Genomic DNA, 9,829 nt, shown 5'->3' with positions numbered 1-9,829 from the left:
GCCGCGACGCTCCGGGCGCGACCGGCACTTGTGCCCGCGGCCCCGCAAGCGTCAATTGTGCTGCCCGATTCCGATGTTGCCGCATCGTGCAAGGCCTCACTCGCGATAATGCCGTTTGTCGAGGAGGCGGCTGTCGGCGACCCTTGCGGCGGCCTCTCTCGCGGCGGCCCCTCTCGCGGCGGGTTGGCTGACGGCCTGACCCACGACATCATCACCCGTTTGGCCAAGCTCAGGGATTTCTTCGTCATCGCCCGCGGCTCGGTCTTTGCGCTGTCGAAAAAAAACATCGCGCCAGAAGATGCCGGCCGGCGGCTCAACGTCGATTATGTGACCACCGGTACGGTGCGCAGCCAGGCAGGCCGCGTCGTGGTCAGCGTCGAACTTGTCGAGGTGCGCACGGCCAGGATCGTTTGGGCCGAGACGTTCGAACGCAGGCCCGACGACATCTTTGCCATCCTCGACGATATCGGCAACAGCATCGTCTCGTCGATTTCGGCCGAGATCGAGATGGTCGAGCGCAACCGCGCCATGCTGAAAGCCCCCAACTCGCTGAACGCCTGGGAGGCCTACCATCGCGGCCTCTGGCATATGTATCGCTTCACCCGCACGGAAAACGAACAGGCCCGGCATTTCTTCGACATGGCCCTGAGGCTGGATCCGACCTTCGCCCGTGCCTATGCCGGCCTGTCGTTCACCCATTGGCAGAACGCCTTTCAGCGCTGGGGAGACCGCGACAGGGAAAGCGCGCTCGCGTTCGAGGCGGCCGGCCAAAGTCTTCTGGTCGACGATCACAATCCGGCCGCCCACTGGGCCATGGGCCGGGCGCTGTGGCTGCGCGGTGAGCAGGACGGATCCCTGCTCGAGCTGGAACGGGCCGTCGACCTCAGCCCGAATTTTGCGCTCGGCCACTACGCGCTTTCGTTTGTACACTCGCAGTCGGGGGATCCGAACGCCGCGATCGGTTCATCCGATCACTCGCGCCATCTGAGCCCGTTCGATCCGCTGCTGTTCGGCATGCTTGGCGCCAGGGCGATGGCGCATGTCCGCCTCGGCCAGTTCGGCGAGGCTGCCGAATGGGCGCTGAAGGCAGCCGCCCGACCCAACGCCCATGCCATCATCCTGGCGATCGCCGCCCACTGCCTTGCGCTGGCGGGGCGGATCGACGAGGCGCGAAACTTTTCCGCCGCGCTGCGCAAGACGCTGCCGAACTACTGCGCCGACGATTTCATCGGCACCTTCCGCTTCGAGCCGGACGCCGAGGCCATGTTCCGTCAAGGCGCCAAGCGCATCGGGCTGGGCTGATCCAACCGGTCAAGGCCGCGATCCTCAGCGGCCGACAACCGAACAAAAGCCCGGCAATCGGCCAAGAAAATCGGCCAGGAAAGCCGCGTTGATCGCAGCTATATGCCGAGCATCGTCTTGGCTTGGTTGAGGGCAGTCTCTGATCCTGCGTGATCGCCGGCGGCGTGCAATTTCTCGCCCTGGGCGCGCAGTTCCTTGACTTTGGTCTTATCGGCCTCGGCCAGCGTCGCGGTCGGCAACGCCGCGTCGATCGCGGCCATTGTGGTCGGGCATGAATTTGCAAAGGCTGTCGCAGGAACGACCGCCAGGAAAACTGCAAGCGAAATTGATTGTAACATGGACGTTTCTCCCTCGCCGGAACACGCCACGTCGACGACCGGCGTAGGAATGGTACAGCTAACACCCGAATGTGCCAATCACGATGATGGCGCTGGTTGAGGCAAGCTGCGGTCGGCCGGACTTTCCTCGGAGCTTCTGAATCAGGCTGATCGCCACAGCCAGGCGGGCGACTGGCAACAGAAGAATGCGAAACGCGCCGGCGCATCGCCATCAGGCAGCCTTCCCGGTCAGCAGGGCCACCGTTTTTACGATGATGTCGGACGAAACAAACCCATTGGACGCCGACGGACAACCAGACAACAAAAAAGCCCGGACAAACCGGGCTTTTTCTGAGGAGTCTCTGAAACCATGTCAAACAGTTCGAAACAGCAATTTGGTGCCCAGAAGAGGACTCGAACCTCCACTCCTTGCGGAACACGGACCTGAACCGTGCGCGTCTACCAATTCCGCCATCTGGGCTGGTGCGGGCTCTTTAGGCGGGCAAGGGGTGAGTGTCAACGCGCTTTTTTGAAACCCGCTCGCCGACTCAGTCCTCCAGCACTTCCTTCGAAGCCACCGTGGAATCGGCGTTGAGCTTATAGATGACCGGGACGCCGGTGCCGAGCTCCAGTCTGACGATCTCCTCGCCCGACTTGCCGTCCAGCGCCATGATCAGCGCGCGCAGCGAATTGCCGTGCGCCGCCACCAGCACGGTGCCGCCGCGCAACACATGCGGCTGCAGGTCGTGCAGATAATAGGGCCAGACGCGCGCGCCGGTGTCCTTCAGGCTTTCGCCGCCCGGCGGCGGCACGTCGTAGGAGCGGCGCCAGACATGCACCTGGTCCTCGCCCCATTTCTTGCGCGCATCGTCCTTGTTGAGGCCGGAGAGGTCGCCATAGTCGCGCTCGTTCAGCGCCTGGTCGCGAATGGTCTCGAGATCGCTCTGGCCGACCGCGTCGAGGATGTGCTGGCAGGTCTTCTGCGCCCTGATCAGCGACGACGTGAAGGCGACGTCGAATTTCATGCCGCGCGCCTTCAGCTTGGCTCCCGCCGCCTTGGCCTCGGCGTGGCCCAGCTCGGTCAGGTCGACGTCGCGCCAGCCGGTGAAAAGATTCTTCAGATTCCATTCGCTCTGGCCATGGCGTACGAGCACGAGAGTTCCCGACATTTTTGCTCCTTCAGTTTGTGGATCAGATCGTCTCAGGCGAGTCCGAGCACGTCGCGCATCGAATACAGTCCCGGCTTCCTGCCGCGCGCCCACAGTGCGGCCTTGACCGCGCCGCGGGCAAAGATCGCCCGGTCCTCGGCGTGATGGGCGAGCGTGATGCGCTCGCCGGTGCCGGCCAGCATCACGGAGTGGTCGCCGACCACCGAGCCGCCGCGCAGCGTGGCGAAGCCGATCGAGCCCGTTTTTCGCACGCCGGTATGGCCGTCGCGAGACCGCACGCTGTTCCCGTCGAGGTCGATGGCGCGCCCAGTGGCGGCGGCTTCGCCGAGCAGCAGCGCGGTGCCCGAGGGTGCGTCGACCTTGTGCCGGTGATGCATTTCCAGGATCTCGATGTCGAAATCGTCGGCATCGAGCGCGCGCGCCGCCTGCTCGACCAGCACCGCCAGCAGATTGACGCCGAGGCTCATATTGCCTGACTTGACCACCGTCGCGTGGCGCGCCGCCGCCGCGATTTTGGCATTGTCGTCCGCCGAGCAGCCGGTGGTGCCGATGACATGGGCGATGCGCGCCTGCGCCGCATAGCCGGCGAATTCGACCGTCGCTGCCGGGCTCGTGAAATCGAGCACGCCGTCGGCCTTGGCGAAGGCCGGCAGCGGATCGTCGCCGATCGTCACGCCGATATTGCCGATGCCGGCAAGCTCGCCGGCATCCTTGCCGAGATGCGGCGAGCCGGCCCGCTCGATCGCGCCCGCGACGCGGGCGCCCGGGATGGAGTGGATGGCGCGGATCAGCGCCTGGCCCATCCGGCCGGCCGCGCCGACCACCACCAGGCCCATTTCATTGACGGGGGGGTCGTTTGTGGCCGTACCGCTCATAAATTTCTCCCAACCACTTTCTTCGCGCGCCGCAGCGGAGTTTGGATTGGCTTGCCGTCGTCGACAAGCCCCAGCCCCTTGTTACCCTGCACCCGGTGGAACCGGGCATATACGCTGTGCGGGTCTGCCATCAGCGAGGCATGCGTGCCTTGTTCGACCAGCCGGCCCTGTTCCAGCACGATGATGTGGTCGGCATTGACCACCGTCGACAGCCGGTGCGCGATGACGATGGTCGTGCGCCCTTGCATCACCTGGGTCAGCGCCTGCTGGACGCGCGCTTCCGCCTCGTTGTCGAGCGCCGAGGTCGCCTCGTCTAGCAGCAGGATCGGCGCCTGCCGCACGATCGCTCGGGCGATCGACAGGCGCTGGCGCTGGCCGCCCGACAGCGTCAGGCCGCCTTCACCGACAGGGGTATCATAGCCTAGCGGCTGCTGGCGGATGAAGCCGTCGGCCTCGGCCAGTTGTGCGGCCAGTTCGATCTCGGCGTCGCTGGCGCTCAGCCGCCCGTAGCGGATGTTGTCGCGAATGGTGCCTTCGAACAGATAAGGCTGCTGCGAGACATAGGCGATCGAGCTGCGCAGCGACTGCTTGGTCACCTCTAGAATGTCCTGGCCGTCGACCTCGATGCTGCCCGCACCGACATCGTGGAAGCGCTGCAGCAGCGCCACCAGCGTCGACTTGCCGGCGCCCGAGGCGCCGACGATGGCCGTCATCTTGCCGGCGGCGGCAATGAAGCTGAGATCCTGCAGCACTGGTGCGTCGGCGACATAGCCGAACGACACGTTGTTGAAGCGCACCTCGCCCCTGGGGATCTTCGCTTCGGCCGCTCCGGGCGCGTCGCCCTGCTGCGGCTCGAGGTCGAGCAGCTCGTAGATCATGCGGGCATTGACCAGCGCCCGTTCCATGCCGACCTGCATGCGCGCCAGCCGCCGGGCCGGATCGTAAGCGAGCAGCAGTGCGGTGATGAAGGCAAAGACCGCGCCAGGCGGCTGGCCGCCGACGGCTGCCCGGTAGCCGGAATAGGCGATGACGCCGGCGACGGCGAAGCCGGCCAGCATTTCGGAGATCGGCGTCAATCGTTCCGAGACGCGGGCGATGCGGTTTGCCCGCTGCTCGGCACCCTCGACAAGGCCGCTGATGCGGCGCGACAGCTCGTCCTCCAGCGTAAAGGCCTTGACGATGGCGATGCCTTGCGTCGCTTCCTGCATGGCGCCGATCAGCCGCGAGTTGATCTGCACCGCTTCGCGTGTGGCGAGCCTTATTCTGCGGGTCAGGTAGACGACGGTGTAGATCAGCGGCGGCCCGATCAGCAGCGACATCAGGGACAGCATCGGATCCTGCCAGATCATGACCCCGATCAGCGCGACCAGCGATACGGCGTCGCGTGCCACGGATGTCAGCGTCATCGACAGCAGGTCGCGGATGCCGTTGACGTTCTCGTTGATCTGGGCGGCCAACCGTCCCGAGCGCGTGTCGTTGAAGAAACCGATGCCGAGCTTCATCAGATGAGCGAAGATGCGGCGCTGGTAGCGCGCCACCAGATTGTTGCCGATTCTGGCCAGTGTCACGGCCTGGCCGTAGGTGGCCAGCCCGCGCAGCATGAAGGCGCCCAGGATCGACACGCAGATCAGCGCGATGAGATCGCCGCGCTGCTCGTAGAAGATCTGGTCGACGACATCCTTCATGATCCAGGCGGTGAAGGCGGTCGTGGCGCCACCCGTCACCAGGCACAGAACGGCAAGAACATAGTACCAGCGATAGTCGCGGCTGTTCTCGGCGATGATGCGGCGGATCACCGCCACGATCTCGCCGGGCCGGGCTTTGGCTTGGTGGTTTGGCGACTGGTTCAAGTCGGGATCGTTCCGTGATGTCGGTTCGGCTCCGCGGCCGGGCTAATTCGGCAATCCTCTTAGCGCCCTAGTGGCGGCTTGCCTATGGCAGAGGCCGGCAAAACTTCGCCGCGGCTTCGGTCGTCATCTAAGCCCGCCAGCGCCGCCCTGCCGTCTGGACGCCGAACAGGGACGGGTTCCTGGCAAAGGCGGCAAGGCCGGAAAGCGCTGCCAGCGGATGGGTGATCACATAGACGGGCATGGTGCGCATCAGCTCGCTGTGCGGCGCCTTGTCCTCGAAGGCGACGCGGAAATTGCCGGTTTTCAGCGCCGGCAGGATTTTCTGCGCAATGCCGCCGTTTAGGAAGACGCCGCCGCGGCTCATGAACACCAGCGCAAGGCCGCCGGCGGTGCGTCCGAGGCAGGTGACGAACATCGCCAGCGCTTCCTCGGCCACTGGATCTGACTTCGCCAATGCCGCAGCGGTGACCTCGGCCGGCGTGGTGAAGGGGGCCGGCTTGCCGTCCGCCTTGGCGACCGCCCGATAGGCATTGACCAGGCCGCGGCCGGACAGGATCTGTTCCCCGGAGATGCGGCCGTCGAGTTTCTCGATATGCACAAAGACCTCGAAATCGCGCGGCGAGCGCGGCCCGATATCCATGTGTCCCCCCTCCCCGGGCACCGGTATCCAGTGGTTCAGCGCGTGGACCAGGCCGGCGACGCCAAGCCCGGTTCCGGGACCGAGCACAACCCGTCCGGCATTGGGCTCCGGCGCATCGCCGCCGATCTTCTCCATATGCTCTTCGCCGAGCGCCACCACGGCCAGCGCCTGCGCCTCGAAATCATTGAGCACCACGACGTCGCTGAGGCCGAGGCTGGCAAACATCTTTCTCGGCTTGACGATCCACGGGCAGTTGGTGAGCGGGATCTCGTCGCTGTCGACCGGGCCGGCCACCGCCAGTACAGCGGAGTTGGGCCGGACCGACGAGCGGTCGAGAACCGCCGCCTGGATCGCCTCGTCGATCGTGTTGAAATTGGCGGTCTGGACGATCTGTGGTTCGGTTGGTTCCGAGTTCGCGTCGAGCACGATCGAAAAGCGCGCGTTGGTGCCGCCAATGTCGCCGATCAGAACCGGAAACTGCAGCGCTGTGTCGTCGTCGCCTGGCATGCTCTCGTCCGTCCCGGTTCCCAGTGGCGTTCCGCCGTCCTTTCGTTGACTAGCGCATGACCCGGGAAAGGGAAATCGGTTTTCGAAATGAGGCGGCCAGGATTCGGAGCAGGATGGGGTTGGATGTGGCCTCAGGTCAGGCCGAACCGGGGACGAAGGCATGCCTGCGGGCAACCCGGATCGCTGCACTCCTCGACCACTGTATCGGCATGGATTCTAGGGCGGAGCAGGAGCGAAGCGACGTCGCGGAGGCCCTAGTATCCATGCCGCGATCTTCGAGCGCTGCTGCGTTGAACGCCTTCGCAGAGCAGGATTCCAGACGATCGATCAAGCGCCTTTCCCTAATCTCGGTCAGTTCCCCGGTCGCGGCCGCGGCAGCGGAATGCCGATCTCGGGCGTTGCCGCGAAGGCGCTGACCGAGGCCGGGAGCGCTGCCGCGCCGCTTGCGGATGCCCGCGCCGGCGACGGAGCCTTTGTTAGAACGGGTGCAACCGCGACCGGCACGCCGTCGCCATAATAGGTAACCGCCTCCGCCGAAGCCGGATCTGGCCCATCGAGCACCGCCTGACATGCTGCGGGCAGGCTCGCCATGGTCATCACGTCGCGCGCTTTCGGTCTATCCGGGTTCTTGTTGGGACGCCACGGTTCCTCGGTGAACCACCATGCCAGCGACTGGTCGCAGCCGTCGCCGGGCGCCGTGTTTTCCTGCGCTTTGCAATTGGGCGAGCCGGGCTGGCAGCCGATGCGGATGTGGAAGTGATAGTCGTGGCCCCAGAACGGCCTGACCTTGCGCAGCCATGCGCGGTCGCCTTTCACCGTGTCGCAGAGCTTCTTCTTGATGCCCGGATTGACCAGGATGCGCTCGACTTCCGCATAGCTTGCCGCGCGCTTCAGGAGCCGCATATGCGCCGGAACCCAGAGCGCATCTTTCACCAGATGGGTCTTTTCGTCGACAAGCAAGGTGGCGCTCATGTTCTCGCGCTGCTCGATCGAAAGCTTGCGGTCGGGCATTGGCGTCAGCCAGGTGTCGGCGTCGAGGCCGATCTGGTGCGACGCGTGGCCGGTCAGCATCGGGCCGCCGCGCGGCTGTGAAATGTCGCCGACCAGCAGGCCGGGCCAGCCATCGGCCGCGGCGTCGCGCGACAGTTTCTCGATCAGCGCGATCATTGTCGGATGGCCCCAGCGGCGGTTGCGCGAAGGCCGCATAACCTCCCATTTCGGGCCGTCCAGGGGAATGGCGACGCCGCCGGCAAAGCAGCCCTTGGAATAGAAGCCGATCGACTGCGGCGCAGCCACGGCCGGCAGTTTTTTGGCGCCGAACAGGTTCTTTGCCAGTTCCTCGGCCGCTGCAGGTCGCACTGCAAGCCCCGCTAAGGCGAGAACGGCGAGTGCTGCGGTCAGCAGCAGCGTTCTACCGGGCAATGATCGCTTCAACGTTTTCATGAGGCAGAACCCCTCTGCGAATTAAGTCGAATCATATCACGCCCGGCGCGCGGTTTCGATCACGACCGCTTCATCGGGCTGCGCGCCTCGCCGTCGCGCCAGCTACCCTCAGCCCACATATGGTCGAAGGCCGTCCGGTAGTCGGGAAAGCGGAAGCGATAGCCGGCCGCCTTGATCGCTGTGTTGGCGACACGCTTGTTCTCGCCATAGAAGGACCGCGCCATGGGCGAAAGTTGGGCGCTCTCGAACGGAATCTCGGGCGGCGGTGTGACGCCCATCAGCCCGGCGGCATAGGCGACGACGTCCTGCGGCGGCGCCGGCAGATCGTCGGTGACGTTGAAGATGCCGCCGCGATTGCCTTCGGCGAGATGCCAGAGCGCGCCGGCAATATCATCGCAATGGATGCGGTTGAACACCTGCCCCGGCTTGACCAGCCGCCGCGCGGTGCCGTTTTCCAGATTGACCAGGGCATTGCGGCCCGGCCCATAAATGCCGGAAAGCCGCAGGATCGCCGCCGGCCGGCCGATGTCCTGACCCAGTTTCAGCCAGTCCCGCTCGGCGGCGACACGCAGCATCGAGCGCTTCGACAGCGGCCGGCACTCGGCGGTCTCGTCCACCCAGCCGCCGCCATGGTCGCCATAGACGCCGACGGTGGAGAGATAGGCGATCCATTCGAGCGCCGGCATCTCTGTCGCGATTGTCCCGCGCGCCGCATTCAGCACCGGGTCGCCGGCCTCTTCCGGCGCCACCGAGACGACGAGATGGGTTGTTTTCTTCAGCGCGTCGCCGATTTCGGGTGTCAGCGCGCCATCGAAAAGCAGCGGCTGGATTCCGGCTTGCCGCAGCGCTTCGAATTTATCCGCTGCGCGTGTCGTCCCAAGGATTGTGCCGGCATCCTTGTTGGCTCGGGCAAATGCCTTGCCTGAATAGCCGGCGCCGAAAATAAAGATCTGCTTCTCGCTCATGCATGCGCCTCGATTTTGTCTGCCAGTGCCAGGCGCCATTCGCGTTGCACGGCCTCGTCGCCTTCTGCTTCCAGTGCAGCGGTGGCACATTTGGCAAATTCGGTCTCTCGCACAAGCCGCGACAGCGCCCATACCGCCGCGCCGCGCACCAGCGGCGAGGCATCGCCGAGCAGTGCACGCACCGCATTGCCGAGCGAGGGTTCGCCGGAATTGCCGGCGGCGATCAGCACATTGCGGACAAAGCGGTCGCGACCGATGCGCTTGATTGGCGAACCGACAAAGAGTGCACGGAAGGCAGCGTCGTCGAGCGTCAAGAGATCGGCGAGCGGCGGCTCGCGCAAATCCGCGCGGGCGACGAGCTTCGCCTCCGAGGCAACCTGGGCAAACTTGTTCCACGGGCAGGCGGCCAGGCAGTCGTCGCAGCCATAGATGCGGTTGCCGATTTTTTCCCGGAACTCATGCGGGATCGGTCCCTTGTTCTCGATGGTGAGGTAGGAGATGCAGCGTCGCGCATCGAGCCGGTAGGGCGCCGGAAAGGCGTCGGTCGGGCAAACGTCGAGACAGGCGCGGCACGAGCCGCAATGATCGTCCTCGGGCGTATCGGGCGCAAGCTCGGCCGTCGTGAAGATGGTGCCGAGGAACAGCCAGGAGCCATGCGCGCGGCTGACCAGGTTGGTGTGCTTGCCTTGCCAGCCAAGGCCGGCGGCTTCAGCCAGCGGCTTTTCCATCACCGGGGCGGTATCGACGAACACCTTTACGTC

Annotated in this window: 8 protein-coding genes, 1 tRNA gene and 1 pseudogene; 1 reads left to right on the top strand and 9 read right to left on the bottom strand. The window is 65.2% G+C overall.

From position 1 onward, the window contains the following. Nucleotides 1-1,302, top strand: a pseudogene (locus tag EOA86_RS09435) (transcriptional regulator); the annotation flags it as partial. Between the two features lie 98 nt (nucleotides 1,303-1,400). Here EOA86_RS09435 and EOA86_RS09430 read toward each other — a convergent pair. The 9 genes from EOA86_RS09430 to queG form a co-directional block, all read right to left on the bottom strand. Next, the gene (locus EOA86_RS09430) at nucleotides 1,401-1,640 is read right to left on the bottom strand and encodes a hypothetical protein (RefSeq protein WP_128341342.1); all 240 of its coding nucleotides are present in this window, start codon (nucleotides 1,638-1,640) and stop codon (nucleotides 1,401-1,403) included. 375 nt (nucleotides 1,641-2,015) lie between these two features. Continuing rightward, nucleotides 2,016-2,100 (bottom strand) — tRNA-Leu (locus tag EOA86_RS09425). A gap of 67 nt (nucleotides 2,101-2,167) precedes the next feature. Next, nucleotides 2,168-2,788 (bottom strand): 2,3-bisphosphoglycerate-dependent phosphoglycerate mutase, encoded by a 621-nt coding sequence (locus EOA86_RS09420; RefSeq protein WP_065006477.1) that lies wholly within the window; start codon nucleotides 2,786-2,788, stop codon nucleotides 2,168-2,170. 32 nt (nucleotides 2,789-2,820) lie between these two features. Continuing rightward, the gene (gene dapB / locus EOA86_RS09415; protein ID WP_128341340.1) at nucleotides 2,821-3,663 is read right to left on the bottom strand and encodes a 4-hydroxy-tetrahydrodipicolinate reductase; all 843 of its coding nucleotides are present in this window, start codon (nucleotides 3,661-3,663) and stop codon (nucleotides 2,821-2,823) included. Then, the gene (locus tag EOA86_RS09410; protein ID WP_128341338.1) at nucleotides 3,660-5,513 is read right to left on the bottom strand and encodes an ABC transporter ATP-binding protein; all 1,854 of its coding nucleotides are present in this window, start codon (nucleotides 5,511-5,513) and stop codon (nucleotides 3,660-3,662) included. Before EOA86_RS09410 ends, dapB begins: the two co-directional genes overlap by 4 nt. A gap of 127 nt (nucleotides 5,514-5,640) precedes the next feature. Further along, entirely contained in the window at nucleotides 5,641-6,660 is a 1,020-nt protein-coding gene (locus tag EOA86_RS09405) for a glucokinase (protein ID WP_128341337.1), read from the bottom strand. A 351-nt stretch (nucleotides 6,661-7,011) separates the two neighbouring features. Next, entirely contained in the window at nucleotides 7,012-8,103 is a 1,092-nt protein-coding gene (gene mepA / locus EOA86_RS09400) for a penicillin-insensitive murein endopeptidase (RefSeq protein WP_128341335.1), read from the bottom strand. 59 nt (nucleotides 8,104-8,162) lie between these two features. After that, complete coding sequence (locus EOA86_RS09395) at nucleotides 8,163-9,068, bottom strand: SDR family oxidoreductase (RefSeq protein ID WP_128341334.1); 906 nt, start codon at nucleotides 9,066-9,068, stop codon at nucleotides 8,163-8,165. Continuing rightward, nucleotides 9,065-9,829: tRNA epoxyqueuosine(34) reductase QueG (gene queG / locus EOA86_RS09390; RefSeq protein ID WP_128341332.1), on the bottom strand; the 765-nt coding region annotated here is incomplete at its 5' end. The genes queG and EOA86_RS09395, both read right to left, overlap by 4 nt.

It is taken from the genome of Mesorhizobium sp. M5C.F.Ca.IN.020.32.2.1 (assembly GCF_004023105.1).
GTDB lineage: Bacteria > Pseudomonadota > Alphaproteobacteria > Rhizobiales > Rhizobiaceae > Mesorhizobium > Mesorhizobium wenxiniae.
Note: the sequence above shows the minus strand (reverse complement) of the source record. Positions and strands in the feature narration are given on the sequence as shown.